This window comes from Streptomyces sp. NBC_01508 (assembly GCF_045040315.1).
In the GTDB taxonomy this organism is placed as follows: Bacteria; Actinomycetota; Actinomycetes; order Streptomycetales; family Streptomycetaceae; genus Streptomyces.
Genome location: NZ_CP109419.1, coordinates 5,037,038 through 5,062,411, shown reverse-complemented (window position 1 = coordinate 5,062,411; position 25,374 = coordinate 5,037,038). Strand labels below are relative to the sequence as shown.

Genomic DNA, 25,374 nt, shown 5'->3' with positions numbered 1-25,374 from the left:
GACACAGACATGAAACCCCTACGCATAGGCGTGGTGGGGCTCGGGGTCATCTCCCGGTTCTATCTCGACGCCTTCCCCGGCCTGCCCACACTCGACCTCGTCGCGGTCTGCGACCTGCGCGGGGAGGCGCTGGCCCCGCACCGCGCGGCGGGGCTGCCCTGCTACCAGAACCACCGGCGCATGCTGGCGGAGTCCGAACTCGACGCCATCGTGGTGAACGTCCCCAACGACGCCCACGCGCGGGTCTGCCGGGACGCGCTCGAAGCGGGTGTCGCGGTCTGCGTCGAGAAGCCGCTCGCGCTGGACCTGGCCGACGGCCGCGCGCTGACCGAACTGGCCCTGCGCGGCGGCTCGGTGCTGTTCACCGCGTTCCACCGGCGCTACAACGACAACGTGCTGGGCCTGCTGCGTTCGCTCCCCGACACGTCGCCGGCGGCCGTGGAGTCGGTGACGGTGCGCTATCTGGAGAAGATCGAGGAGCACGTCGGCCAGGACCGCTGGTACCTCGACCCGGAGCGCTGCGGCGGCGGCTGCGTCGCCGACAACGGCCCCAACGCCTTCGACGTCGTGCGGCTGTTCCTCGGCGAGCTGACGGTCGAGTCCGCCGACGTCGTACGCGACGAGGCGGGCGTCGACCGGCAGGCGCGGGTGGAGCTGCGCTCGGCGGGCGGGGTGCCCGCCACCGTGGAGCTGGACTGGTCGTATCCGCACGGCGAGGCGAAGGACGTCACCGTCCGCCTGAAGGACGGCACCGAGCACCACGCGGACATGCTCGCCGGGCACCACGCGTTCAAGAGTTCCCTGAAGCACGAATACGTCGGTGTGCTCGGGGAATTCGAGCGGGCGGTACGCGCCGGAGCAGACGCGTCGCGCGCCGGGCTCGCGATGCTGGAGCTGGTCGACGCGACGTACCGCACCGAACGGACGAAGGTGGCCCCGTGACGAACAGGACGGCTTACGGGGCGGCGGACGGCACGACGTACGGCACGCAGGTCCCCGCGCTCCTCGCGCCCAGCCCGGAGAACGGCGACAAGCGCACGGTCAGGTCCGAGGTGGTCAAGGTGCTGCGGCACCGCCGTACGGACCGCGGCATGCGGCTGGAGGAGTTCGCCTCCCGCTGCGTACGCCGGGGCGAACTGCACGAACTGGTCACCACCGACCACCTGGAGACCGAGGAGGGCTCGCGTATCGACCGGGTCGGCTTCCTCGGATTCGTGGAGATCTCGGTGTCCGGGGTGCTGGACCGGGGCGACATCGTCCTTGTCGACGGGGAGCCCATCGGCACCCTCCTGGGCTTCGACGCCTGCCACTTCCCCAACCACTACAACGTACTGATCCACACCGCCTGGACGCTCACCGGTCCCGAGGCCGGACTGCGGCCCGGCTCCCAGGTCAGCTTCCGGCCGCCGCCGTCCACGGACGGCGACCCGGGAGCGTCCCGGCCATGAACACGTCGCGCATGATGGAGGGTTCAGGCATGGCACTACTCGACGAGATCGCGGCTCCCCGCGACCTCCGCGGTCTTTCGCCCGCACAGCTCGACCAACTGTCATCGGAGATACGCGAGTTGATGATCGACGCGGTGTGCCGCTCCGGCGGCCACCTCGGACCCAACCTGGGCGTGGTGGAGTTGACCATCGCGCTGCACCGGGTCTTCGACTCGCCGAGGGACACCCTGCTCTGGGACATCGGCCACCAGACGTACGTACAGAAGCTGTTGACCGGCCGGCGGGCCGGGTTCGAGGGCCTGCGGACGCGCGACGGGCTGTCCGGCTACGCCTCGCGCGCCGAGTCCGAGCACGACGTGATCGAGAACTCGCACGCGTCGACGGCGCTCAGTTACGCGGACGGGCTGGCGCGCGCCCGGGAGTTGAGCGGCGACACGGACCGCGCGGTGGTCGCCGTCATCGGCGACGGGGCGCTGACCGGCGGCCTGGCGTGGGAGGCGCTGAACAACCTGGGCGGTGCGCCGGGGCGGCCGGTGATCGTGGTCCTGAACGACAACGAGCGCTCGTACGCGCCGACAGTCGGCGGGCTGGCGGCGCACCTGACCACCCTGCGGGCGGCCGTGGGCGACGGCGACGGCGGCCCCGCTCCGGCGAACGTCTTCGAGGAGTTCGGCTTCGGCTATCTCGGGCCGGTCGACGGGCACGACATCGCGGCGGTCGAGGACGCGCTGGGGCGGGCGAGGGCGCTGGGCGGCCCGGTCGTCGTCCATGTGGTGACGGAGAAGGGACGCGGCTGGCAGCCGGCGGAGACCAACGACCTGGACCGTTGCCACGTCGTACGCGCAACCCCGTCCCCCACTCCCGCGCCCACTCCCGCGCCCTCTTCCTCGCCGCTCTCCTCGCCTGCTTCGTCCCCCGCGTGGACGGCCGTGTTCTCCGACGAGATGGTACGGATCGGGGCCGCGCGCCCCGATGTCGTCGCGATCACGGCGGCGATGGCGGAACCGGTCGGACTGCTGGAGTTCCAGCGGGAGTTCCCGGCGCGCACCATCGACGTCGGCATCGCCGAGCAGCACGCGGCAGCCGCTGCCGCCGGCCTGGCGCTCGGCGGTCTGCACCCGGTGCTGGCCATCTACGCGACATTCGGCAACCGCATGATCGACCAGATGGTCACCGACATCGCCCTGCACTCCGCGCCGGTCACGCTGGTCATGGACCGCGCGGGCGTCACCGGCGACGACGGCGCCAGCCACAACGGCATGTGGGACCTGACGCTCTTCCAGGCCGTACCGGACATCCGTATCGCCGCGCCGCGCGACGGCACGCGGCTGCGCGAACTGCTGCGCGAGGCGGTCGCCTGGGACCAGGGGCCGACGGTGCTGCGCTTCCCCAAGGGGAAGACCGGCCCGGACATCCCCAGCATCGACACGACCGACGGCTTCGACGTCCTCCACAACGCGCCCGGCCGCGACGTGCTGATCGTCTCGGTGGGCCCGATGGCCCGGCTCGCGCTGGACGTCGCCGGTCGGCTCGCGGACGCGGGCATCGGCGCGACGGTGGTCGACCCGCGCTGGGTCACGCCGGTCAATCCGACGCTGGTGGAGGCCGCCGCGTACTTCAAGCACGTGATCACCATCGAGGACAGCGGACGCGTCGGCGGCGTGGGCGCGGCGTTCGCACAGGCCCTGGGGGACGCCGGGATCGACACCCCCGTACGGAACTTCGGGCTGCCCCGCGCCTTCCTCGACCACGGCTCGCGGGCCCAGGTACTCGCCCACTGCGGCCTGACAGCCGACGCCGTCACCGGCGCGGTGCTCTCCCGGATGAACTCGGCATCGTCATCGGCATCGGAAAGGACAGTCACCTCATGACCGCCATCGCACTGGGAATGCCGGATGTTCCGACGAAGCTGGCCGATCGGAGGGTGAGTCGACGGATTCAGGTCGGTTCGGTGGCGGTTGGTGGGGATGCGCCGGTGTCGGTGCAGTCGATGACGACGACGCGGACGTCGGACATCGGGGCGACGTTGCAGCAGATCGCGGAGCTGACGGCGTCGGGGTGTCAGATTGTGCGGGTGGCGTGTCCGACGCAGGATGACGCGGACGCGCTGGCGACGATCGCGCGGAAGTCGCAGATCCCGGTGATCGCGGATATTCATTTCCAGCCGAAGTATGTGTTCGCGGCGATCGACGCGGGGTGTGCGGCGGTGCGGGTGAATCCGGGGAACATCAAGCAGTTCGACGACAAGGTGAGGGAGATCGCGAAGGCGGCGTCGGCGGCGGGGACGCCGATTCGTATCGGTGTGAACGCGGGGTCTCTGGACGCGCGGTTGTTGCGCAGGTACGGCAGGGCGACTCCGGAGGCGCTGGTGGAGTCGGCGTTGTGGGAGGCGTCGCTGTTCGAGGAGCACGGGTTTGGGGACATCAAGATCTCGGTGAAGCACAACGATCCGGTGGTGATGGTCAATGCCTACCGGCAGTTGGCCGCGCGGAGTGATTATCCGCTGCATCTGGGGGTGACGGAGGCGGGTCCGGCGTTCCAGGGGACGATCAAGTCGGCGGTGGCGTTCGGTGCGCTGCTGAGTGAGGGGATCGGGGACACGATCCGGGTGTCGCTGTCGGCGCCGCCGGCGGAGGAGGTCAAGGTCGGGATTCAGATTCTGGAGTCGCTGAATCTCAGGCAGCGGCGGCTGGAGATTGTGTCGTGTCCGTCGTGTGGGCGGGCGCAGGTGGATGTGTACAAGCTGGCGGATGAGGTGACCGCGGGGCTGGAGGGGATGGAGGTGCCGTTGCGGGTGGCGGTGATGGGGTGTGTCGTCAACGGTCCGGGTGAGGCGCGTGAGGCGGATCTGGGTGTGGCGTCGGGCAACGGCAAGGGTCAGATCTTCGTGAAGGGCGAGGTCATCAAGACCGTTCCCGAGTCCAAGATCGTCGAGACCCTCATCGAAGAGGCGATGAAGATCGCCGAACAGATGGAACGCGACGGGGTCCCGTCCGGCGAGCCGCTGGTTGTCGCGGGGGCGTGAGGAGCGGCCGGGGCGCGGAACGGGCCACTTTCGGCCGGCCGATTACTTTTCCTATTGCCGCCGGTCATACGGGAAAAGCACATCGACACCCCCCGAGATCGTTCCGCGCCAAGGGATAAGGACACCACCACCATGACCGAGAATGGCCCCGCCAGCTACTTCCCTTCGATCGAGAAGAAGTACGGCCGCCCGATCGCGGAGTGGAAGGAGATGATCCGTTCCTCCCCCCTGACCAAGCACGGGGAACTCGTCTCCTGGCTCAAAACCGACCACGGCCTGGGCCACGGCCACGCGAACGCGCTGGTCGTGCACACCCTCAACGAGGACAAGGCGAAGTAGCCCGCGCACCGGCTCCGTGTGCGTCACGGGAGAAGTCGTACACGGACCAGTCGGCGACCGGGACGTATCCGATGCGCTGGTAGAGGGCGGTGCTGGTGGGATTGGCCGGATCCGCGAAGAGCACGACATCCGTCGCACCCGCGGCGAGCGCGGCACGGCTCACCTCGACCGTCACGGCGCCCGCGTAACCACGACCCCTGAGACGGGCCAGGGTGTAGACGGGCTCCACCCGGACCATGCCCGCGACCATCGAGGTCACACCCGCCATGGAGACGGGGGTGCCGTCCGGTGCCTCCCAGAACGTGAAGTGTCTGTCGGCGAACCGCGAACCGGCCCAGGAGTCGGCGGTCACGGCCGGCACCTCTCCGACCGTGTCGACGAACTCGCCGCACCAGCGCACGAGTTGACCCTGCTCACACACGACGCGCCTGCGGCCCTCCGGGCGGGGTCGTGCTCACGCTCCGGGCCGGAGGGCGCCGAGGAGGCGTGCGAGCCGGTCGGCGGTGGTGAGGGTGACGTCGCCCAGGTCGACCTTGCCCTGCACCACCGAAAGGCCGGGTACGTCGAGACCCCGCTCACGCGACGCGGCACGTAGGGCGTCAGCGGTCTCGTGGACGGATGTTGTGTAGCCGGTGTTCGCATCATCGGTCGCGGTGCTCATGCAATCTCCGAGAAGTAGGTGGCGCTCAGCCCCGAACCACGATGGCGGCGGTCAGCGCGAGAACGAGGCCGGTGACGCTGAGGTAGGTGTAGAGGACGTGGGCCAGTACGGGGTGTTCCCGGCGGATGGCCCTGAGCGCGGCGAGGGTACTCCGCACGGTGCGCGGCTGACCGTCCTCGCTCAAGGCGGGTCGCCCGGCTCCGCCGGCTGCCAACGTCGCAGGGACTCCAGCAGAAGCCGCAGCAGTTCGGTGTCCGTCGCCGCGACGTGCCCCGCGACGGCGTCCCCCAAAGAACCGTCAGGGACAAGGACGGACACCGGCCGCCCGTCATGTCGGGCCATCAGCCCGCCACCGGCCCGACCGGAACCGTGCACCACGTGCAGGTCCCCTTCCGCCCCCACGCGCGGGCGAGGTACGTCACGAGCCGCATACCCCGCCCGCCCTCGTCCTCCGGCCCCGCCTCCCGCACCTCCGGGCTACCGGGCGAGTGATCGTCCACTTCGATCAGCACCTCACCTGACGCGTCGCAAGAAACCCGGAACGACACAGAGTCGGCGGTGCCATGGACAATCGCGTTGGTCACGATCTCGCTGACCAGCAACTGCACCGTGCCGATCGCGTCGCGGTCCCTGACACCTACCTCCCCCAGCACGGCCGCCGTCATCCGACGCGCGCTCTCCACATGCCTCGGATCGGCATCGAACCGCAGAGCGGCGTGTGCAGTCCTTCTTGTCACGGTGATCACCACACATCCCCTCTCGTGGCCGCTTTTGGTCGCGGTGTGTGCAGAGCTAACTCCGCAACGTGCCCGACCCGGTACCGTGAGAGGCAGGTGCAACCATGAAAGCCATGAATTAGCCGGGGAGTTGGCATGGCCGAGGCATCCCAGCACGCCGCCCGAAACGCCGGGCTCGAAAACTTGCTTGAGCAGGCGCGATGGTCCCGGACCCAGCTCGCCAACGCCGTGAATCGCATCGGCGGCCAAGTCGGCATCTCCCTCAAGTACGACCAGTCCGCCGTCTCGCACTGGGTAGCCGGCACTCAGCCGAGGGAGCAGGTCAGGCCGGTAATCATCGAGGTGTTCGAACGCAGGCTCGGCCGCCCGGTGACGTACTCGGAAGCGGGGCTTCGGCCTCCGAAGGGCAGGAGGGGGGCGGCCAGTGGGGACACTGTCGAGTCCCTGTTGGATCTCGGAAGGGCAGACATGGACCCGTCGCGCCGTGGTGTGCTCACCGTCGGCCTGTACTCGGCCGCCCTCGCCGTGCCTCTGTTTGCCGGCAAGGCGCACGCGGAGGAGCGCGAACGCGCCACCAAGCCCACGACCCACATCGGCGCGGGCGAGGTGGCGACCGTGCGGACGATGACCGATCGCATCGCGGACATCCTCGACGAGCTGGGGGGCGGCCACGCCAGGCCGATGGCGGCGGCATTTCTCGTCAACACCGTCGCCCCGTACTTGCGGGCTTCCGCCTCGGAGCAGGTCAGGAGAGACATGCTCTCCGCAGCCTCGGACCTGACATACCTCACGGGCTGGATGGCCATGTTCGAGCGCGAGCACGGACTCGGACAGCGGTACTACGTGAAGGCGTTGAACATCGCACGCGAGGCGCAAGACCACGTGACGTACTGCCGCACTCTGCGCGGCATGAGCCTTCAGGCGTCCAACCTGCGTTACGGGCGCAAGGCCCTGGAACTCGCAGACTCGGCCGCAGAGGCGGCGCCACAGGCCGGCCCCCGACTGGTCGCCTTCCTTCGGGGCCAGCAGGCACACGCGGCCGCCATGGTGGGCGCCGAGCGTCAGGCGTTCACGCGGTTGCGCGAAGCCGAGGTGGCGCTTTGGAAGGCCGACTCGCACCGGGAGTCCATCGGCGGGTACGACCAGGCCGCCTACCAGTTCCATGTCGCCCACGTGCTCTACGAGACCCGCGACCTACCCGGCTCGATCGCGGCCTTGAAGACGGCGCTTCGGGCGCAGCCGAAACAGGAGCGACAGGGGCGGGTGCACTTCAACGCGGTAATGGCTCAACGCCAGTTCGAGCTGGGGCACATCGAGGAAGCGTGCGCCACGTGGGGCGCGTTTCTGGACGGATACACGGGGCTGTCGACCGCGCGAGGCGATGAGCACTTCGTGACTATGCGCAAGCGCATCGCTCCGTACAAGAAGGTGCGCGCGGTCCGGGACCTCAGCGCGCGAGCTGAGCGGGTCGCAGCGCTGAAGGGCTGAAGGGCTGAAGGGCTTGGCAACGAGAACCCCTCAAACCCGGCCAGGCGACGTTGCAAGACTCGCGCTGGACCTCAGCGCGTCCCTCGATCAGGCCCGTCGGCAGCTCCCGGCCCCACATGGTGCTCCCGTCGCCGGCCGTCCGACTACTGAGCGTTACCGAGCCGCGAGGTTGCCCTCGTGGGCTGACGAGGTGCTGTGAGAACCCTCACAGCGTGGTGATCAAGGTGCCAGGACAACCCATGACCCCTGTCCCTTGTCTTGAATTCCGATGAACAATATGCCTGTTCCTGATGTGAGTGTGATCGTCGGGGCTTACGAAGCAATGCCCTACCTGATCCGTTGCCTGGAATCGGTGGAGGCTCAGACGCTGGGCGCCCACCGCATCGAGCTGATAGCCGTCGACGACGGGTCGACCGATGGCACCGGGGAGTATCTGGAGGAGTTCGCCACCAGAAGCGTCGTCCCGACCACGGTGGTGCGGCAGGCCAACTCGGGTGGGCCCAGTGGGCCGCGCAATGTGGGGCTGGGCATGGCCACGGGGCGGTACGTGTTCTTCCTCGACGCGGACGACTACTTCGCCGACGACGCGCTCGCGAACATGGTGGCCATGGCCGAGCGGGCCGGCACCGATGTCGTGCTCGGGAAGGTGGAGGGGGTCAACCGGCGCGCCCCCAAGTCGATGTGGAAGCGGACCACCGACCGGGTGAATGTCCACAACTCGCAGATCATGTACACCCTGAGCGCGCAGAAGCTGTTCCGGCGCGAACTGCTTGAGCGGTTGGGGCTGCGGTTCGACGAAGGGCTGCGGAGCGGTGAGGACGCGCTCTTCACCATGGAGGCGTACATCAGGGGCAACGGAGTCTCCGTGTTCGCCGACCGGACCTGCTACTACCTGGTCGGCCGCGACGACGGCAAGCACGCGACCAAGGCCGGCGACCACACCCACCGCTTCGCCGCCCTCGGCGCCATGATGGCCCTCATCCACGAGCTGGTCCCGGCCGGGCCGAAACGTGACCGGCTGCTGGTCAGGCCCTTCACGGTCGGGCTCACCCAGCAGTTCGGTCCGCGGATCGTGAAGGAGTCCCCGGAGGTCCGCCGGAGCAAGCTGGAGCTGGCGGCGCCACTGATGGAGAGGTACTGGTCGCCGGGGGTCGCGCGGCGGATCAAGGTCGCCGAGCGGCTGCGGCTGGAGTGCGTCGCGCTCGGCCGGCTCGATCTGCTCGCGGACGTCCTGGACTACATCAGGGCCGGTACGGAGCCGGAGGTGGTCCTGCGCGGCCGGGGACGCATCCCGCACCTCGCCTACCCGTACTTCGGCGACCGCCGGGCCGGCGTTCCCGACTCGGCGTACGAGGTGACCATCCGCGACTGGGTGGGCAAGCCGGGCGGCAGGGCCATCGAACCGCCCCGGCTTCCCCGTCAACGCCGGTCGCTGACCAGCCGGTTGGCGCGGAGGGTACGTGGGTTGCGTGCCTGGGTCACGCCGCAGCGGGGCTAGGGCGTGTTGCGAAAGTCCCGCCTGGCCGACGACGCCTGGCACGCACACTCGCCGCGTTGTCGGAATCATCCAAGTACGTCCAGTACGAGAATGATCCTCCGCCTTGCGATCGCACGCACCAGACGCCGTCGGCCCCGCCCTTCGGGCGGACGGCGCTACTTTCGCAACACGCCCTAGGGTCTTTCGTTTGGATCAGGCCGGATGAGGGAGCGGGGTCTGGTGCCGTGGATCGCAAGGCGGAGGATCGTGCTCGTACCGGACGTACTCGGATGCCTTCGAAAGCGCTGACAACGAAGCGAGGTGCCGTGCCAGGCGTCCCGGACTGATCCCCGAAGAGCAGTCACACTCCGTATCGACGGGCACCGGGAACCGCAGGCGTATCGGCTCCACGACCTCCGCCACTCGGCGGCGACCCTCCCTCTGGAGCAGGGAGGGGAACTCGTCGTCATCGAGAAACTCCTCGGCCACGCTCACATCGGCGTCACCGCCACCGTCTATGCCCACGTCCGAATCATCCTCCAACGCGACGCCATCGACCTCCCTGGCCATGCCCTCCGCGATCCCGCCGAGACCCCCGCAAGCCCGACGACAGCAACGAACCGCCCCTCGCCGGAGCCGCCGTCCGCTAAAGAGGCCCCATCGGCGACGAGAGCGACTTTCCGGACGCGGTGGTCCGGGGCTGATCGACATCCCCGGTTCTTTGCGCACTGGGTCTGAATGTCCAAGCCCGCCCGGGTCTGGTGACCAGGACGACAAGAGCCGTATGGCGGGAGACCGTCACGTACGGATCTGTGGGAGCCCGGGGGTGAAATTCCCCCGGGCTCCCCGTCTGCCACCGGTCGGTGCGGCGCCAGCACGTCCACTCCGAGCCGAATCCGGGCTCCAGCGGCAGGAGTTGCCGGGCCAACGGTCGAGTGGCCACACCATCACGAACGGCCAAATCGTCACAGGCGAGGTCTCTTGAGCTGGCCGATTCGGCGGGCCTCCTATCCTGCCCGAGGAGAGGCCCCGGAGGCCGGGCCCCGTAGGGGCATGGGTTCGCCGTCAGGGGCGAACCGGAGCGGCCGGTGTCAGACCTCGGTCGCGGCCCTCTGCGCGACCGTCGCTCGGACCTGCTTGAAGGACTCGGCCCAGAGGACGAGGTCGTCGAGCAGCTCGTGGAGGGTGGCCTCCTGGTGCTCGCCGGGGTTGATGTCGCCGGGGAGGGCGGGGTCGGTGATGGCGAAGTCGGTGAAGGCGGAGAGGGCGACCTGGCTTCTGACCGTGGCGACCTTCAGCTCGGCCAGGACACCTCGCAGGTGCTCGACGGCGCGGGTGCCGCCGTGGACGCCGTGGCCGACGAAGCCGGCCGGCTTGTGCGCCCACTCGCCGTGCAGGAAGTCGATGGCATTCTTCAGTGAACCGGGAACGGAGGCGTTGTACTCGGGGGTGACGAAGACGAAGCCGTCGAACCCGGCGATGGCATCCGCCCAGCGCTTGGTGTGCTCGTGGGTATACACACCGAAGGCCGCCGGCGCGGGCTCGTCCAGGTGAGGAAGGTTGAAGTCGACCAGGTCCACCAGTTCGACGCTGACGTCCTCGTTCTTGACGGCCGGGTGGCGTCCTGCGGCTTCGAGAACCCACTGCGCGGCGACGGCGGTGCGGCGCGTGGGACGAGTGCTTCCGACGATGACGGCGATCCGGGTCATGGGTCCTGCCTTCTTCGCATTGACTGACGCGATGTCATGTGCTCTGAAGGTACAACAGTCATGGCAAGCATTGCAACCATCGTTGCTCATGCCTAGGATGGACAACGGCGGCGAAAGAACAAGAGAGTTCGGCCTCACACCGCAGCGTCACCGCCGGTCGAGGTCCGCCGGGTCGACGTCGATGTGCCGGACGCCGCCGGCCCGCTCGGGAGGCGGGCTCATGCGGTAGGCGCCGAAGTCGGTGGTGTCCCGGAAGGCGGGCAGGCGGTACAGGTCGCGTGCGTACGCCCACAGGTGCGGGAAGGCCCGGAGGCCACCGCGGCAGATGCGCCGACCGGGTTGTAGACGAGGTCGAACCGGGCGAGTGTCGGCCAGAGCTGGACGTCCGGTTCGCTCACCGCGTCACCCGTCCGTCGTACGAGGCGTACAGTCCCCGCGCTTCGATCAGCTGCGTTCCATCGCCGGCCGCTGGGACGGTGGGCGCGGCCGTCACCGGACGCGCGGCGTGGTCCCGGGCACGCCGCAGCCCCGTGGGCACGGCATCGCGCAGTTGCCGGGTGTACGGGTGCCGCGGGGTCGCGAGGAGCTGGCGGGCGGGACCCTCCCCGACGACGAGGCCGTCCTTCATCACCATCACACGGTCGGCCAGTTGCGCCACCACGGACAAATCGTGGCTGATGAGCAGCAAGGCCGTGCCGGCCGCCTTTCGCTCGGCGAGCAGTCGGAGGATCTGGGCCTGGACCGTCACGTCGAGCGCCGATCGAGCGGGCCGGCATGGGGGTGGGGCGGCTCGGCAGGTTGGTGACGTTGACGGCACCGGTGAGGTGGGAGGTGCTGCCGAGGACGGCGTGCGCGTCGAACCTGCCGCCCACGTTGGGGTGCTCGGAGAGGGTGAAGAGGTCGAGTCCGGCACGGTCGGCCTGAACGGCGTACCGGAACACGTCGGCGGAGTCACCGGCTCCGGTGCTCCAGGGGCCGAATCCGAACCGGATGGTACGTGCGGATGCCGACATGGCTGCCTCTCTCTGTGCCCAACACCGGTGCGCACGCGAGGAGGTGGTCGACCTTCGCGGTGTTCGTAAGCCTTGTCGCTGCCGGGATGCAACTCAAAAGAGGGCGATGCACATGTTGACGCGGTTACGTCAGGTGAACGTCATGCGGCGTCGGGCACGCCCGGCCTCGACGATCCGGTCAGCGCGGCAGGTAGCCGCGCAGGAAGGCCCGGACGCCGGAGCGGATGAGGCTGCTCACCTCTTCGGGAGGCAACGGCAGCGCTCCGTAGTAGGAGCGGTCGATGATCTCTCCCGAGATCAGCTGGAGGAAGTGCACCGCAGTCTGGCGCGGGTCGTCGGTCTGCAGCATGCCGTGGTCCGCCAGGCCTCGGAAGCGCTCCCCGAGGGCGCGCTCGACCCGCAGCGGCCCGGCCTCCTCCCATGCCTTCAGGAGCTCGGGTGGCAGGTGCCCCACCTCCGCCCGCAACTGCCTCACCAGCGCGAAGTGATCGGGGAAGGTGCCGAGCGGCGCGACCCAGGCCCGTCCGAAGTCGACGAGGTCGTCCTCCAGGTCGGTGACCTTGCGCAGCCAGCGGTCGATCACGTCGAGCTGCGCATCGTGGATCTGGATCGCGCCCTCCACGACGATGATGCGGAACAGCTCGGCCTTGCCGCTCTCGAAGTGGTTGTAGATCGTCCGGGTGGAGACCCCCGCCTCTTTGGCGATCGCGTCGACGCTGGTACGCGTGTACCCGTCACGACCGAAGACCGTGCGGGCCCCGCGAATGATCGACTCCCGCTTCTCCACCATCCTGCCTGCCACGAAGCATCCTTTCCCAAGCCCTTGTGTCCACGTGTCCCCGGCGGCCGTGACAACGGGACACCACCCGCATCGTATGCAATGGCGGAGCCCGCTCAGGCCCGCACGGCGTCCCCGTGCGGGCCTGAGGAGCGCGGCACTCCGCGCACCGTCACACCGTGCCGAGTCCGAGGACCACCGGGGCCGTCGCCAGCAGGACGAGGACAACCGGCACCGGAGCGCCCTTGACGTCCTTGACCCGCAGGTGGGAGATGACCGCGCCGATGAAGAAGAGCACCACACCGATCGCGGCGGCGATGCCCAGCGGCCGGTAGAAGATGCCGATCAGCAGGCCCACGGCGCCCGTGAACTTCAGCAGGGCCAGCACGGGGATCCAGCTCTTCGGCACGGCCAGCCGGTCGAGTGTCTCCATGATGTCCTTGTCCTTGACCAGCATGCTGCGGCCGGAGAAGAGCAGCAGGATCGACAGCAGGACGGCGACGACGACGTAGGCGATGAACACGGTTCCTCCAGGAAGCGGATGAGCGGGCGGGTACGGGTACGGGTACGGGTACGGGTCGAGGGGATCTCGCGGTGGAGATGTCGCAGATCAGGCAGGGGGCAGTGACGCCGCGTCGAGCCGGTTCAGCTCGTCGGCGCCGAGCAGGATCGAGGCGGCGGCCACGTTCTCCTCCAGATGCGGCACCCGGCGGGTGCCGGGGATCGGGACGACCGGAGTGCCCCACACCTGCGCGCGGTGGTGCACTCAGGCCGGGGCGATCTGGCCGGGCCTGACGCCGTGTTCCGCAGCGATCTCCCGCAGGGCGGCGGGGAGGTCCTCACGGCCGGGAAAGGTGTGGGCGAACTGCGCCGTCGTGTCCGGCCGGCCGCTGAGCAGCCTGCGGCCGTTGGGCGAGAACGGCACCACTCCGAGGCCGAGTTCGGCGCAGACGGACACCATCGACTCGATGCGCCGGGCGCCCAGCGACCATTCGGACTGCACCGCGGAGATGGGAGCCACGGCGTGGGCGCGGCGCAGCTGGTCGCCGCTGACCTCCGAGAACCCCAGGTGGCGCACCTTGCCCTGGGTGACCAGCTCGGCCATCGCACCGACGGTTTACTCCAGGGGAACGTCCACGTGCGGCCGGGCCAGGTAGTAGAGGTCGATGACGTCGGCGCCGAGACGGCGCAGACTGGCCTCGCAGGAGGAGCGGACGAAAGCGGCGTCGCCCCGCATCCGCCACCCTCCGTCGGGGGTGAAGACCACGCCGAACCGGGTGCACAGCACCGCTTCGCCGCGTCGACTGCCCAGAGCCTGGCCGACCATCTCCTCGTTGCTGCCGCGGCCGTACATGTCGGAGGTGTCGATCATGGTGGCACCGAGGTCCAGCGCGTGGTTGACGATGGTGCTCGCCTCGGCCCGGCCGGCCGCGGCGGCCGATTCGGTCATCCGCATGCAGCCCAGGCCCTGAAGGGGAACCACGAGGCCGGTGCCGCCCATGGATGTCGTCGGCAGTTTCGTGAGCACAGCTGTCACTCCTTCTCGTTCGCGGCGGTGCCGGCCAGCTGCGGGGCGGGCGCCGGGTCATCGCGGTGCGCGGGTCGGAGGCCGATCAGACGGTGGACCACCAGGGCCGACACCGCGCACAGGGCGGCGACCGCCCACAGCACGACATGCCAGGCTTCGGTGTACTTCGTGGTCAGGAACTCGGTGCGGCCCTCGCCCAGGTCGCCCGCGGCGATCCGGCCGGCCACCTCGCGTCCGCCCACGGACGACTCCATCAGGGTGATCAGGAGGGCACCGAAGATCGCGAGAACCAGGGCGTTGGCGCCGCCACGCATGGTGTTCAACAGCCCCGACGCCATGCCGACCCGGTCGGGGGCGACGTGCTCCATCGCCTGCGCGTCGATGAGGGCGGCGGCCAGACCGTTGCCGACGCCGATCAGCACCAGCGGTCCGACCAGGTTGGCGACGCCCGAACCGGGGGCGAGAACGGTGAGCCAGGCGTTGCCGCCGGCGATCAGCCCGATCGCCAGGATGATCAGCAGCCGGGGCGGCGCGCCCTGGTTGACCAGCCTTCCGGCCAGGGGTGGCACCAACAGGACCGGCAGGGTCATCGCCAGCATCATGGTGCCGGCGTCTCCGGCGGAGTAGCCGCCCGCACCCTGCAGGTACGTCGGCAGGTAGACCAGGACGCCGACCGTGCCAACGGCCGTGGTGAGCGCGGCCAGCAGCCAGCCCGCGAACGGACCGCCACGGAGCAGGTCCAGGTCGAGGACCGGCGTATGGACGCGCCGCTCGACGACGACGAACAGCACGAACAGCAGCAGACCGGCGCCGACGCAGCCCAGCACCTTCGGGCTGGCCCAGCCGGACGAGGCCACCAGGTTGGTGCCGTACATCAGGCCGATGATGCCGAGCATGAAGGTCAGGCTGCCGGCCAGGTCGAACCGGTAGCGCTGCTCGGCCGCGGACTCGGACATGAACAGCGTGCCCGCCACGAGCAGTACGCCCGCGGCAGCGAACGCGGCGAACATCTCACGCCAGCCGACGGTGCTGACCAGCCAGCCCGCGAAGGTCGGTCCGAAGGCGAGGCCGACCCCCACGGTGGTTCCGACCATCGCGAAGGCCCTGTTCCGGGCGGCGCCCTGGAAGGTGCTCGCCAGGATGGCGCCCCCGCCCGCCATCACCCCCGCGGCCCCCACCCCTGACAGGGTGCGGGCCGCGTCGAGGACCAGCACGTGCGGGGCCAGAGCGGCGCCGAAGGTGCCGAGCGCGTAGAGCGCGGCCCCGACCCGGAAGATCCGGCGCCGGCCGAACAGGTCACCGAGTGATCCCGCGACGAGCATCAGGCACGAGGCCGCGAGGAAGTAACCCGTGACCACCCATTGCAGGGCACCACCGCTGCCGCCGAGGTCGGCGGCGATGCGGGGCAGCGCGACGCTGGTGCCGGACATGGCCATCGGGACGATCAGATAGCCGAGGAGGACGGACCCGAGGGTCAGCCCGGCCTTGACCCTCCCGATGGGAGGAGGGGGCGCCACTGAGGACAGCTCGGTGCCGTCGAGCTTTGATTGGACCATGCAGGTAAAGTACAACCTGTATGAGAGTAAGTAAAGTACTCGTTGTAAGAACAGGGAGCTGACGCAGAGGCTCACAACCGGACCTCGCAGCGGGGACGTCATGCGATGCTCGGATGGTCACACTTGAGACTCCTCGTCTGATCCTGCGTCGCTGGCGTGAGGAGGACGTCGCGCTTATGGCCGCTGTCAATGCAGACCCCGAGGTCATGAGGTGGATCGGCGATGGCAGCGTCCGTGACGAGCGCCAGACCCGCGACGGGATCGAGGCGATGGAGCGGGAGTGGGACGCGCACGGCTTCGGCCTGTTCGCCGTGGAGATCCGCTCCACCGGGCAGATGGCCGGGTTCACCGGCCTGTCAGTCCCCGACTTCATGCCGGAACTGCTGCCCGCGGTTGAGGTCGGCTGGCGACTCGGTCGATCCCACTGGGGGCAGGGCCTGGCGACCGAGGCCGCCGCGGCCGCTGTGCGGTTCGGGTTCGAAGACCGAAGGCTGGAGCGGCGCATCCGAGCGGATCATGGCCAAACTCGGGATGCACCTGCTGTGCGAGACCGTTGATACCAGCTGTGACCGCCGAGTGAGGGTGTTCAGCCTGTCGTCGGACACGCACGTCACAACCACTCGTTGATGGCCGCGACCAGGACGGTCGCTTCGTAGCGGACCGCGAGTTTGTCGTATCTCGTGGCCACGGCACGGTGCCTTTTGAGGCGATTAATACCGCATTCGACCGTGTGCCGGGCTTTGTAGTCCTGGGCGTCGCACCTGGGGGGCCGGCCGCCACGAGAGCCGCGCTTCTTGCGGTGGGCCGCCTGGTCGGCCTTGTCCGGGATAGCGCAGCGGATACCGCGTCGCCGCAGGTAGGCACGGTTCTTGCGGGAGGCGTATGCCTTGTCGGCACGGCACGGATCCGGTTGGGTCGGGTCCGCGGACGTCCGGGCCCTGGGCGGGCGACGCGGACCTTCCTCAGGACCGGCTCGAACTGCGGGGACTCGCCGCGCTGCCCGGGCCGTGATCACGATGGACATCGGTTTCTGTCCCTGCTCGACGGCCAGGTGCGGCTTGGTGGTCAGGCCGCCGCGCGAGCGGCCGAGGCCGTGGTCGTCCGGCTCGACGCCGATTCCGCCGGGCGGCTCGACCTGAAGGTCCCCCTTTCCGCGCTCCGGCGGCGTGCTGGGGCCCGGCACACGGTCGAGTCGATGCTGAGGTCCCAGGCGATGAGCTCCTTGGCGTCGGCCCGGGCCTGCAGTGCGGCGAAGATCCGCTGCCAGGTGCGGAACAGGTCGTACGACCTGGCCCAGGGCCCGTACCGCTCCGGTACGTCCCGCCACGGGACGCCGGTGCGGGTACGGAACCGTATGCCGTCGATCAGCTGCCGCCTGGTCCAGACCGGCGGGCGCCCCGGCTTCTTGCCTTGGGGCAACAGCGGCTCCAGGCGGGCCCACTGCGCATCCGTCAGATCTCCATGTGCCACAAAGCAAGATCGTGCCATCTCAAGATCCACTTTCGATACACGCCCTAGCCCCGGCTCGCCGCCGCCGGGGCGACGGCGCGCTGGTCCAGGGGGCGGAGCATGCGGCCCGCCACCTGGACGCGGGACGTGCAGCCGAGCTTCTGCATCACCTTGCGCATGTGGTTCACCGCCGTCCACTCCGCGATGCCCAGTCTGCGCGCCACCTCGCGGTTGGTCAGGCCCTCCGTGACCAGCATCGCCACCTCGTGTTCGCGCCTGGTCAGGGAGCCGACGAGGTCCGTGGGGCGGGGCTGGTGGTCGGGAGGTTCGATCAGGGTGAGGGCGAGGGTGACCGCCTCGTCCGGGGTGCATCGGCCGCCCTGTTGCCAGGCCGTGTCGAAGGCGCTGCGCCCCATCCGTTCGCTGACCTGGCCGAGCAGGCTGCGGCTGACGGCCTCCGGCTGGCCGGCCAGGGTGTCGCCGACGCGGCGGCGGAGGGCGTCGGCCGCGCCGAGCAGCCGGGCCGCGCGCTCCCAGACCGCCGCCGTACGACCGTACTTGTGGGTGAGCAGTTCGGCCAGCACCGCCAAGCCGCGTGCCACTTCCGGGAGATCGCCCCGGTCATGGAGCAACAGCAGCGCCCGGCATGCCAGTTGCTCGGCCCGGTCGAAGTCTCCCTGACTGCCCGTCAGGCCGGCCAGGGTCAGCTTGGCGCGGGCCGCCGAACGGGTGTCCTCCGCGCGCTCGAAGAGCCGTACGGCCTCCGTGGCGTGCCGTGCCGCCGACACCGTGTCTCCCCGGTCCCGGCGGACCTCGGCGAGCCGGGCCAGTACTGCCCCCCGGCACCACTGACCACCGCCCCGAGGGTCGAGATCCGTCAGGATCAGTGTCAGGAGGGTTTCGGCGGCGGGGAGGTTCCGCTCGATCTGGGCGAGTCTGGCCTGGTGTTGGCGTACGGTCGCGGTTCCCGGGCCGTCACCCCGTTCGGTGTACGCCGCCAGCGCCTCGTCCAGCCAGGGCCTGGCCGCCGCCGGGTCGTCCGTCAGGAGCAGCGCCTCGCCGAGTGCTTCCAGCGCGGCGAGGCGTACCCGGTGCCGGTCGATGCCGAGCCCCAGCGCGGCGGACAGCCAGTGCGCGGCGCTCCGCACCTCGCCGCGGAGCAGCCAGTACGGCTGGGCGGCGGCGGCCAGTGTCGCCACCGCCTCGCCGTTGCCCACCTCGGCCAGGAACTCCAGCGCGGCGAGCACGTCCTGGTGCCAGTGGCCGAACTGTTCCAGCGCCGTCGTCTGCCCCGGCCCCTCCAACTGCCGTCGGATGGAGTGCATTTGGCGCAGGAAGTAGACGGCGTGGTCGGCCCGGACCGGCCCCAGCGCGTCCTGCCGCCCGAGGTGTTCCAGCGCCCGCGCCCGGGAGCCGCGCAGCATCCAGAACCGGATGCTGCCGTCCCGCTGCTCCTCGGTCAGCAGCGCGCTGTGGTCGACCATCTCCGCCAGCGCCTGCCGGGTGATGTCCAGCGGGAGTTCGAAGACCCCGGCGGCCTCGGCGACACCGAAGGTCTCGGTGAACACGCCTAGCCGCATGAGGAGTTCGACGGCCTGCGGCGCGAGGCCCAGCGTGTCGGGACAGGCCGGCGGCGCCGTGGCGCCCGGCTCCGAGGCGGCGCCCGTGGCCGTGCCCGGGTCCGCGTCCGTCAGCGTGCCGGGCGACCGGCTCAGCTCGTCCAGCAGGGCCCGCGGCGAACTGACCTTCAGCCGTGACGCGGCCAGTTCGATGGAGAGCGGCAACCCGTCGAGCATCTGGCAGAGCTTGGCGACCGTCTCGCGGTTCTCCTGCGTGAGCCGGAATCCGGGCCGTACGGCCTTGGTGCGGTCCACCAGCAGCCGTACGGAGTCGACCTGGCCCAGCCTGCCGAGGTCGGCCGTGTCGCCGGGGGTGGGCACCGCGAGCGGGAGGAGCGGGACGCGGTGCTCGCCGTACATGCCGAGCACCTGGGTGCTGACGGTCAGCAGACACAGCCGGCGGGCGGCGGAGGCGACCGCCTCCCACAGTTCGGCGATGCCGTGCGGAGGGCGGTTTCCGCAGTCGAGTACGAGGAGGAAGTCCCGTCCGGCGAGACGGTCGCGCAGCAGATCTAGCGGGGCGCGGGCGGCGTCCGCGTCACCCATGGCGGCAGAGGCGGAACTTGGCCTCTGGTCCAGTGCGTCCACCACCGCGCGGGCGAGCCCGGCGGCGGAGTCGGTGGCCTGCGGCCGGAGCGCGTCCAGCTCCAAGTAGCGTCCCCCGTGCGCGAATTCACCGGAGATCTCCTCGAAGAGCGCGTTCGCCAGGCGGCTCTTGCCCACACCCACCGGGCCGGTGACCGTGAGGATCTGACCGTTCGGCGCGGTGGCGCGGGTCTTGAGGTCGGCCAGTTCCGCGTCCCTGCCGACCCGGGAGGTGAGCGCGTAGCGCGCCCGCTGATGCGTGCTGGACCGGGTGACGGACTGGGTGACGGGCTGCGTGCTGGACTGGGTGGCGGACTGGGTGACCGGCTCGGTGACCGGCTGGGCTACGGGCCGCGCCGTGGAATCCGCGGTGGATCGCGCGGCGTCTCCGCCCGCCCGCACCGTCTCGACGATCCGTATCGTTCGCTTCGTTCCCTCATGGCTCTGCGTACGCATTCCAGCCCCCGTGGCTCATCTTGTCCGCACGACCGACTCTTCGTTTCGCTCCCCGGAACCTCACAGGCTCCGTCCAACGATCGGTCAAGGCTTGGTCAAAGACCGGTCACTGCCGGTCCGCCGAGCGTGGTCGGTCCGAGACCGGACGGCAGTCGGCGAACGGCCTGTGCCACGGCCTCACGCGCCGTGGGGAACCGGCCGAAGTCCGCGTCGGCGGCGCCCCCGCCCACCCCGTACGAGCCGTCGGCGCCCGCGGACAGGGACGGTCCCACAACGGTCAGCCGCGGGCGGCTGCTGGTCGAGAAGCGCAGTACCCAGTGGCTCGTGAACGGATAGAGGGCGCGCAGCGCCGGCTCGGCGTGCGCCGCCTCGATCAGGGCCTGGTACGTCTGTTGCCAGGCGTACTCCAGCTCGCCCGCCTCCTGACGCATGCTCCGCCACTCGGATTCCGTCAGGCGGGCGGGATCGTGGTCGGGCACCTCGAACCGGCCGGTCAGGTGTACGAAGGGGGCCGCCCGGCGGATGTCGTCCAGCACCGCCCCGTCGTGCCATGCCTGAGCGGCTCTGGCGACCTCCGCCAGGTCGTCCGTCACGCCGTCGATGAGGGACAGGCCCTGGAACGGCTCAGTGCCGCTGATCGACCACCGCCGTTCGTGCCACCACGCGCTGATGCTCAGCGGCTCGCGGTGCGGCAGCGTACTGGCGACGGTCGCGTGGAGAAGCGGGGCGGAGTCCGGGGATGTGACGGGGACGGCGCCGAGACAGCCCTCCGCCGCGGCGCGGAGCGCCGTGGCGAGGCTGCCGCCGGCCGCGACGTCGGGGTACAGGAGGGAGGGATCGGGAGGAGCAGGCACAGTTCCTGATTGTGCCGGAGCCGTTGAGCCTGTGCCCGAGCCGTCGCGCCCGGCCGGCTCCGTTCAGGGCGGTGGTTCCCTCGCGGGTCAGGAACGGACGGTCGGCACCGGGCGATCCGCCGCGGCGGGCGTCCCCCGCCTGGCCAGGATCCGCTCCGAGGCCAACTCCCCCGCCTGGACGGCCGCTTCGCTCGTGGGCCGCTGGAAGACCCAGTCCCCGGCGAACTCCACCGCCCGCGCCGGCCGGTCCAGGAAGGCGCCCTGGAGCCGCAGCGCGTCAGGGGTGGCCTCGGGGGCCGCGTACGGGAAGCGGTGCACGTGCGACGCGAGCAGCGCCGAACGCAGCTCGGGCACGTACCTCGTCGCGCGCTTCAGCAACTCCTCGACCACCTCGTCGTCGGGCCGGTCCATCAGCTCGTCGGTCGCGCGTGCGGCGGTCAGCATGCTGACCAGGCCCTGCCCGCGCGGCGCCCGGTTGGCGGCCTTGAAGTGCTCGAAGGTCAGGCCGGCCAGATAGCCGTCCTCCCTCTCCGGGATGAGCAGCGCGTAGACCTTCTTCGTGCCGCGCGACTGACGGACCGCCAGGGGGCGGTCCACCCGGCAGGTCACACGGATCATCCGGGAGTACGACGTGGCTTCCAGGAAAGGCAGTTCGCCGGCGGGCGCAGACGGGTACAGCTGCCTGGCGACCGGCGCCGGGACCGCGAGTACGGCCTCACGGGCGGTCACCACACGGCCGTCGGCGAAGACCAGCCGTACGCCCCCCTCGGGGCTCTCGGTGACCTCCTGGACGGCTCTGCCGGTGTGCACGGTCAGCCGGTCGGCCACCTTCCGCGCCAGCGAGTCCATCCCGTCCCGGTAGGTGCGCCAGCCGTGCAGTCCGCGCGTGGCGACCATCGTGGCGACCAGCGGCGCGACGCACGACCGCCGGGTGTCCCAGGCCCAGCCGGTGCTCGCCGCCGGCTGGAGCAGGTAGTCGTGCAGGTCCGGGTGTCTGCCGTCGACGAACTCCGCGACCGTACGCAGCCCCAGCGGGCTCTCCCCCGGCCGCCGCGTGCTGACCTTGCCCAGCGACGGCACCAGTGCGCCCACCATCCCGGTCATGGCCAGCCGGCCGCCGAGCGACAGCCCGGCACCGGTGAGGGTGCCCACCCAGTGCCCGCTGCCCGCGTGCGCCTTGCCGTTGCGCCAGACACCGGCCAGGCTGCCGACCTTGAGCACCCCGCCGTCCCGGTCGAGGCCGACGTCCTTGATCAGCCGCCAGGTGGCCGGGTAGCCGTGCGAGGCCAGGGTCTCGGTGCCCTGCTCCACGATCCAGCCGTCCTCGTGCCGGGCGCGCATCCGGCCGCCGACGTCGCTGTCGGCCTCGAAGACCACCGGCGCGCGGCCGGCCTCCTTCAGCCGGTAGGCGGCGGTGAGGCCGGCGATGCCGGCGCCGATGACGGCGACGTCGACGTGCGTGTCCGCGGATGTCTCTGGCTCTGCCATGGCTGGTGCTCCTCTCGACGGACGCGCTTGCCGGGTCCGCGCGGTGGGCGGTTCGTCCTCAATCGCCGGACGGGCTGTGTGTGGTGTCCTCAAACGCCGGACGGGCTTGAGGTGCCCGCCGGGCAGGCCGCGTTCGAGCGAGCCGCCGGGCGGCGCGCTGTGTGTGCGAGCCGCGCGACCGGCCGTGTCCTCAAACGCCGGACGGGCTTGAGGTACCCGCCGGACGGGCGCGAGGTGCCCGCCCGGCGGGCTCGACTTGGCCGTCCGGGGGGGCGTCGAACGGCTACGTCCAGCGGCCCGTTCCGTATGTCTCCTCGCCCAGCAGCCGCTCGCGCAGCTCTACGCGGCGTACCTTGCCCGTGCTCGTACGCGGGATCTCCTCCAGCGGCAGCACCCGCGGCGCCCCGAGCGCCGGCAGGTCCGCCGTCGCGCGGCGCCACTGCGCCTCGTCCAGCGAGCCGTCCCGGGTGCACACGACGGGCAGCGGCAGTTGGCCAGGGATGCCGATCACCGCGGCCTCCAGCAGTTGGGGCAGCCGGTCGGCCAGGACGTCCTCCAGCTCGATGCAGCTCATGCCGGGGATCACGTCCACCTCGCGGTCGAGCAGTTGGAAGGCGCCCGCGGCGGTGCGCAGCCCGTAGTCGCCGGTGTTCCACCACTTGCCGCGTGCTTTGTCGTGCCAGCGCCGCCGCTCGCCGAGGTAGCCGATGCAGCGGCCGTCGGTACGGGTGAGGAGCACACCGGGTTGGCCGTTGGGGACCGGCTTCATCGTCGCCGGGTCCACCACCTTCATCCCGGTGAAGCCGGGGATGGGGCGGCCGACGTCGCGTGTCGTGGGGTGCCGGTCGCCCTTGGCCGCCAGCGCCCGGCGGGTCAGCAGCCGGAAGGTCATGGGGCCGGTCTCCGACTGGCCCCAGCCCTGGAGCCAGGCCGGGAAGCGCCGCTTGCTGGTGTGCAGGAATCGGCGGACCGTGGGCGGGTGGATCGCGTCGAACGTGCTCACGTAGAGCCGTACGTCCGCGTACAACTCCGGGCGCCTCTCGGCCAGTTCCTGCCAGCCGATGTACGTGGCGGGCAGCGCCTCCAGATACGTCGGCCGGTTCCGCTCGAACATCCGCTCTGCGGTGGCCGGTTGGGCGTCGGCGAGCAGCAGCGCGTTCTTCGGCTCCAGCTTCAGGGTGCCGGTGCTCCAGGTGATCATCCGCATGTGGTTGAAGGGGGTGGCGGTGGCCACCGTGTCGGCCCGCTTCATCGCCACGATCGGGAAGCGCAGCGACTCCGTACGGCCGAGGTGTCCGAGCACGGTGTCGACGGAGTGCACGACGAGCTTCGGCACCCCGGTGGTGCCGGAGGTGTGGGTGGCGACCATCGGCTCGTAACTGGCCGTTCGGAACACCTTCGGCGTACGCGCTCCGCGCAGGTCGTCCAGCGACACGGCGCCCGGCAGCGCGGTGCCGACGGTCACCGTGCGCGGTACGAAGGACTTCAGGTCCACGCCCTGCTCGTCCGCCGAGCGCAGGATGTCCGCGGTCGTGACGAGCAACTGCGCCTCGGCGCGCTTCAGTACGGTGCCGAGCGTCTGCGCCGGCAGGCTGCCCGCGATCAGCACCGGGAGGCCGCCGAAGCGCGCGGTCGCGCAGGCGAGCAGCAGATAGTCCCAGTGGTTGTCCTTGGCGATCGCGACCCGGTCGCCGGGCCGGGCCCCCGCCTCGTACAGCAGTCCGGCGGCCTCCCGCACCAGCTCGGCGAGACCGGCCACGCTGAACTCGGTGCCCGCGCCGGGGGCGATGTCGAAGGGCCGGCTCAGCTGGAAGCGGGTGCTTCGGCCGGCCTGCGCGTGTTCGTCGAAGAGCAGGCCGAGTCCGGTCGGTTTGTTCTTGGTTCCCATGTCCGTGTGTCCTGTCCGGAGTTCGGGCCGCCGGCTCCGCCTGGTGACGGGGCCTCGGCCGTCGCCCCTCAGCTCGCGAAGTGGATGAGGTTGGCCAGGACGATGCCGGCGACGCCGGTCCGGAACGCCACCACTCCTCGCCTGCGTGCCAGCAGTGCGTCTCCGTTACGGCTGAAGGAGGTGAACTGGCGCAGCCGCAGCGCCATTTCGGGCAGCAGGGCGGCGGCGAACCACCACGGCGCCCAGCCCACGGCCGACGCCCCGAGGGTCAGCAGCAGGTCGGCGGCGGACAGCGCGCCGATGAAGATCAGGTTGCCGCGCGCCGTGGCGTGCACCGCGACGGTGCTGCGTCCGACGGCCGCGTCCCCGCTGATGTCCTTGGTGTTGGAGTAGCAGGACACCAGGATCTGCCAGAGCCCGAACAGCACCGCCTGCACGAGCACGAGGGCGGGCAGGTGACCGGTCACAAAGCCGTAGGGTGCGACGACGATGACCAACGGGCAGCCCATGATGAGGACTTCACCGAGGCCCCGGTAGCTGAGCTTGAGCCCCCAGGAGTACTGGAAGCCGGCGAACAGGACCAGACCGGTGACGATCAGCGCCCACATCGGCCGCTCGGGGGCGGTGACCGCGGACGCCGTCCAGAAGACCGTGCCCCAGAGCAGGCTCAGATACCCGAACCGGGTGGCCTGGGTGACCGTCAGCGCGCCGGTGAGCAGCGGCTTGCGCTCCAGCGGGCGCAGCGGAGTGCCGCCGGTGCCGAGGTAGTTGGCGCGGTCGCTGCCGTCCCGGATGCCGTTGACGTCGTCGAGGGCCATCACGGCGGAGACGACGCCGATCTCGCCGAGGAGGAAGAGCAGCAAGGTCGTCAACGTGTCGGGCGCGAACCGCACGCCGCTCGCGAGCGCGGTCCACAGCACGAGCATGCTGAGGTAGTAGTCGAGGACGAACTCGAACTTGGCGAGCCGCGCGTACGCCACGAAGCGGCCTCGGGCCGCCCCGGAGGCTCCCGTCGACCGGCCGCCACCGCCGGGCGTCGGCCGCACACCCGCCTCGGCGCCGGCCACCGCTCCGGTGGCGGCGTCGGAACCGGCGCCGCGACCGCCGGCGGCACCCGTGCGCACGCCACCGGTGTCCGTACGGGACGCACCGGATGTACGAGACGTATGAGATGTACGAGACGCACGGGGCGCCCCCGCCGTACCACCAGGACCCCGGCCACCGACCCCCGTACCACCCGAGGTGGGAGTGAACGCATCCATGTCTGCTCCCCTGC

General features: G+C 70.4%; 26 protein-coding genes and 2 pseudogenes. 9 read left to right on the top strand and 19 right to left on the bottom strand.

Translation table 11 applies throughout. From position 1 onward, the window contains the following. Positions 1–9: 9 nt before the first annotated feature. The 5 genes from OG700_RS23625 to OG700_RS23605 all read left to right on the top strand — a co-directional run bounded on the left by OG700_RS23625 (position 10) and on the right by OG700_RS23605 (position 4,812). Positions 10–942: a Gfo/Idh/MocA family protein gene (locus tag OG700_RS23625; protein ID WP_405616707.1), complete on the top strand. Its 933-nt coding sequence runs from the start codon at positions 10–12 to the stop codon at positions 940–942. Continuing rightward, positions 939–1,448: a DUF6917 domain-containing protein gene (locus OG700_RS23620; RefSeq protein ID WP_405616705.1), complete on the top strand. Its 510-nt coding sequence runs from the start codon at positions 939–941 to the stop codon at positions 1,446–1,448. The genes OG700_RS23625 and OG700_RS23620 overlap by 4 nt, the downstream gene beginning before the upstream one ends. Positions 1,449–1,477: 29 nt before the next feature. Further along, entirely contained in the window at positions 1,478–3,319 is a 1,842-nt protein-coding gene (locus OG700_RS23615) for a 1-deoxy-D-xylulose-5-phosphate synthase (protein ID WP_405621902.1), read from the top strand. Beyond that, on the top strand, positions 3,316–4,473 hold the full coding sequence (ispG, locus tag OG700_RS23610) for a flavodoxin-dependent (E)-4-hydroxy-3-methylbut-2-enyl-diphosphate synthase (RefSeq protein WP_405616703.1): 1,158 nt from the start codon (positions 3,316–3,318) through the stop codon (positions 4,471–4,473). The genes OG700_RS23615 and ispG overlap by 4 nt, the downstream gene beginning before the upstream one ends. Before the next feature lie 132 nt (positions 4,474–4,605). After that, positions 4,606–4,812, top strand: coding sequence for a DUF4287 domain-containing protein (locus OG700_RS23605; protein WP_405616701.1), 207 nt, complete (start codon positions 4,606–4,608; stop codon positions 4,810–4,812). On the opposite strand, the pseudogene OG700_RS23600 reads toward OG700_RS23605, so the two are convergent. The 5 genes and pseudogenes from OG700_RS23600 to OG700_RS23580 form a co-directional block, all read right to left on the bottom strand. Further along, a pseudogene (locus tag OG700_RS23600) lies at positions 4,790–5,260 on the bottom strand (GNAT family N-acetyltransferase); the annotation flags it as partial. The gene OG700_RS23605 and the pseudogene OG700_RS23600 sit on opposite strands and share 23 nt — an antisense overlap. A gap of 6 nt (positions 5,261–5,266) precedes the next feature. Then, entirely contained in the window at positions 5,267–5,473 is a 207-nt protein-coding gene (locus OG700_RS23595; protein ID WP_405616699.1) for a hypothetical protein, read from the bottom strand. A 25-nt stretch (positions 5,474–5,498) separates the two neighbouring features. Beyond that, complete coding sequence (locus OG700_RS23590; protein WP_405616697.1) at positions 5,499–5,657, bottom strand: hypothetical protein; 159 nt, start codon at positions 5,655–5,657, stop codon at positions 5,499–5,501. Continuing rightward, positions 5,654–5,815 carry a hypothetical protein gene (locus tag OG700_RS23585; protein ID WP_405616695.1) on the bottom strand — a complete coding sequence of 54 codons (162 nt, stop codon included), beginning with the start codon at positions 5,813–5,815 and terminating at the stop codon, positions 5,654–5,656. The genes OG700_RS23590 and OG700_RS23585 overlap by 4 nt, the downstream gene beginning before the upstream one ends. After that, the gene (locus tag OG700_RS23580; protein WP_405616693.1) at positions 5,815–6,222 is read right to left on the bottom strand and encodes an ATP-binding protein; all 408 of its coding nucleotides are present in this window, start codon (positions 6,220–6,222) and stop codon (positions 5,815–5,817) included. Before OG700_RS23580 ends, OG700_RS23585 begins: the two co-directional genes overlap by 1 nt. A gap of 123 nt (positions 6,223–6,345) precedes the next feature. Between OG700_RS23580 and OG700_RS23575 the strand changes: the two genes are divergently transcribed. From OG700_RS23575 to OG700_RS23565, 3 genes are all read left to right on the top strand, one after another. After that, the gene (locus tag OG700_RS23575; protein WP_405616691.1) at positions 6,346–7,698 is read left to right on the top strand and encodes a hypothetical protein; all 1,353 of its coding nucleotides are present in this window, start codon (positions 6,346–6,348) and stop codon (positions 7,696–7,698) included. Between the two features lie 268 nt (positions 7,699–7,966). Continuing rightward, the gene (locus OG700_RS23570; RefSeq protein ID WP_405616689.1) at positions 7,967–9,196 is read left to right on the top strand and encodes a glycosyltransferase family 2 protein; all 1,230 of its coding nucleotides are present in this window, start codon (positions 7,967–7,969) and stop codon (positions 9,194–9,196) included. 300 nt (positions 9,197–9,496) lie between these two features. After that, complete coding sequence (locus tag OG700_RS23565; RefSeq protein ID WP_405616687.1) at positions 9,497–9,913, top strand: tyrosine-type recombinase/integrase; 417 nt, start codon at positions 9,497–9,499, stop codon at positions 9,911–9,913. Positions 9,914–10,266: 353 nt separating this feature from the next. Here the strand turns inward: OG700_RS23565 and OG700_RS23560 are convergent, their stop codons facing one another. The 7 genes and pseudogenes from OG700_RS23560 to OG700_RS23530 all read right to left on the bottom strand — a co-directional run bounded on the left by OG700_RS23560 (position 10,267) and on the right by OG700_RS23530 (position 15,759). Then, entirely contained in the window at positions 10,267–10,884 is a 618-nt protein-coding gene (locus tag OG700_RS23560; RefSeq protein ID WP_405616685.1) for an NADPH-dependent FMN reductase, read from the bottom strand. Positions 10,885–11,278: 394 nt separating this feature from the next. Further along, positions 11,279–11,632 (bottom strand): hypothetical protein, encoded by a 354-nt coding sequence (locus OG700_RS23555; protein ID WP_405616683.1) that lies wholly within the window; start codon positions 11,630–11,632, stop codon positions 11,279–11,281. Between the two features lie 443 nt (positions 11,633–12,075). Next, the gene (locus OG700_RS23550) at positions 12,076–12,699 is read right to left on the bottom strand and encodes a TetR/AcrR family transcriptional regulator (protein WP_405616681.1); all 624 of its coding nucleotides are present in this window, start codon (positions 12,697–12,699) and stop codon (positions 12,076–12,078) included. A 148-nt stretch (positions 12,700–12,847) separates the two neighbouring features. Continuing rightward, positions 12,848–13,198 carry a DoxX family protein gene (locus tag OG700_RS23545; protein WP_405616679.1) on the bottom strand — a complete coding sequence of 117 codons (351 nt, stop codon included), beginning with the start codon at positions 13,196–13,198 and terminating at the stop codon, positions 12,848–12,850. A gap of 87 nt (positions 13,199–13,285) precedes the next feature. Beyond that, entirely contained in the window at positions 13,286–13,423 is a 138-nt protein-coding gene (locus OG700_RS23540) for a hypothetical protein (protein ID WP_405616677.1), read from the bottom strand. A gap of 18 nt (positions 13,424–13,441) precedes the next feature. Beyond that, positions 13,442–14,131, bottom strand: a pseudogene (locus tag OG700_RS23535) (aldo/keto reductase). Between the two features lie 77 nt (positions 14,132–14,208). Further along, positions 14,209–15,759 (bottom strand): MFS transporter, encoded by a 1,551-nt coding sequence (locus tag OG700_RS23530; RefSeq protein WP_405616675.1) that lies wholly within the window; start codon positions 15,757–15,759, stop codon positions 14,209–14,211. A 113-nt stretch (positions 15,760–15,872) separates the two neighbouring features. Between OG700_RS23530 and OG700_RS23525 the strand changes: the two genes are divergently transcribed. Next, positions 15,873–16,316 carry a GNAT family N-acetyltransferase gene (locus OG700_RS23525; protein WP_405616673.1) on the top strand — a complete coding sequence of 148 codons (444 nt, stop codon included), beginning with the start codon at positions 15,873–15,875 and terminating at the stop codon, positions 16,314–16,316. A 53-nt stretch (positions 16,317–16,369) separates the two neighbouring features. Here OG700_RS23525 and OG700_RS23520 read toward each other — a convergent pair whose 3' ends face one another. The 7 genes from OG700_RS23520 to OG700_RS23490 all read right to left on the bottom strand — a co-directional run bounded on the left by OG700_RS23520 (position 16,370) and on the right by OG700_RS23490 (position 25,222). Then, positions 16,370–16,942: a transposase gene (locus tag OG700_RS23520; protein WP_405616671.1), complete on the bottom strand. Its 573-nt coding sequence runs from the start codon at positions 16,940–16,942 to the stop codon at positions 16,370–16,372. Beyond that, positions 16,825–17,229 carry a transposase gene (locus OG700_RS23515; protein WP_405616669.1) on the bottom strand — a complete coding sequence of 135 codons (405 nt, stop codon included), beginning with the start codon at positions 17,227–17,229 and terminating at the stop codon, positions 16,825–16,827. The genes OG700_RS23520 and OG700_RS23515 overlap by 118 nt, the downstream gene beginning before the upstream one ends. 44 nt (positions 17,230–17,273) lie before the next feature. Further along, positions 17,274–19,868 carry an ATP-binding protein gene (locus tag OG700_RS23510; protein ID WP_405616666.1) on the bottom strand — a complete coding sequence of 865 codons (2,595 nt, stop codon included), beginning with the start codon at positions 19,866–19,868 and terminating at the stop codon, positions 17,274–17,276. 95 nt (positions 19,869–19,963) lie between these two features. Continuing rightward, positions 19,964–20,722: a DUF6193 family natural product biosynthesis protein gene (locus OG700_RS23505; RefSeq protein WP_405616663.1), complete on the bottom strand. Its 759-nt coding sequence runs from the start codon at positions 20,720–20,722 to the stop codon at positions 19,964–19,966. A gap of 87 nt (positions 20,723–20,809) precedes the next feature. Then, positions 20,810–22,210 carry a protoporphyrinogen/coproporphyrinogen oxidase gene (locus OG700_RS23500; RefSeq protein ID WP_405616661.1) on the bottom strand — a complete coding sequence of 467 codons (1,401 nt, stop codon included), beginning with the start codon at positions 22,208–22,210 and terminating at the stop codon, positions 20,810–20,812. Between the two features lie 283 nt (positions 22,211–22,493). Then, positions 22,494–24,098, bottom strand: a complete 1,605-nt coding sequence (locus tag OG700_RS23495) for a class I adenylate-forming enzyme family protein (protein ID WP_405616659.1) — start codon at positions 24,096–24,098, stop codon at positions 22,494–22,496. A 68-nt stretch (positions 24,099–24,166) separates the two neighbouring features. Continuing rightward, complete coding sequence (locus OG700_RS23490) at positions 24,167–25,222, bottom strand: UbiA family prenyltransferase (RefSeq protein WP_405616657.1); 1,056 nt, start codon at positions 25,220–25,222, stop codon at positions 24,167–24,169. Positions 25,223–25,374: the final 152 nt, after the last annotated feature.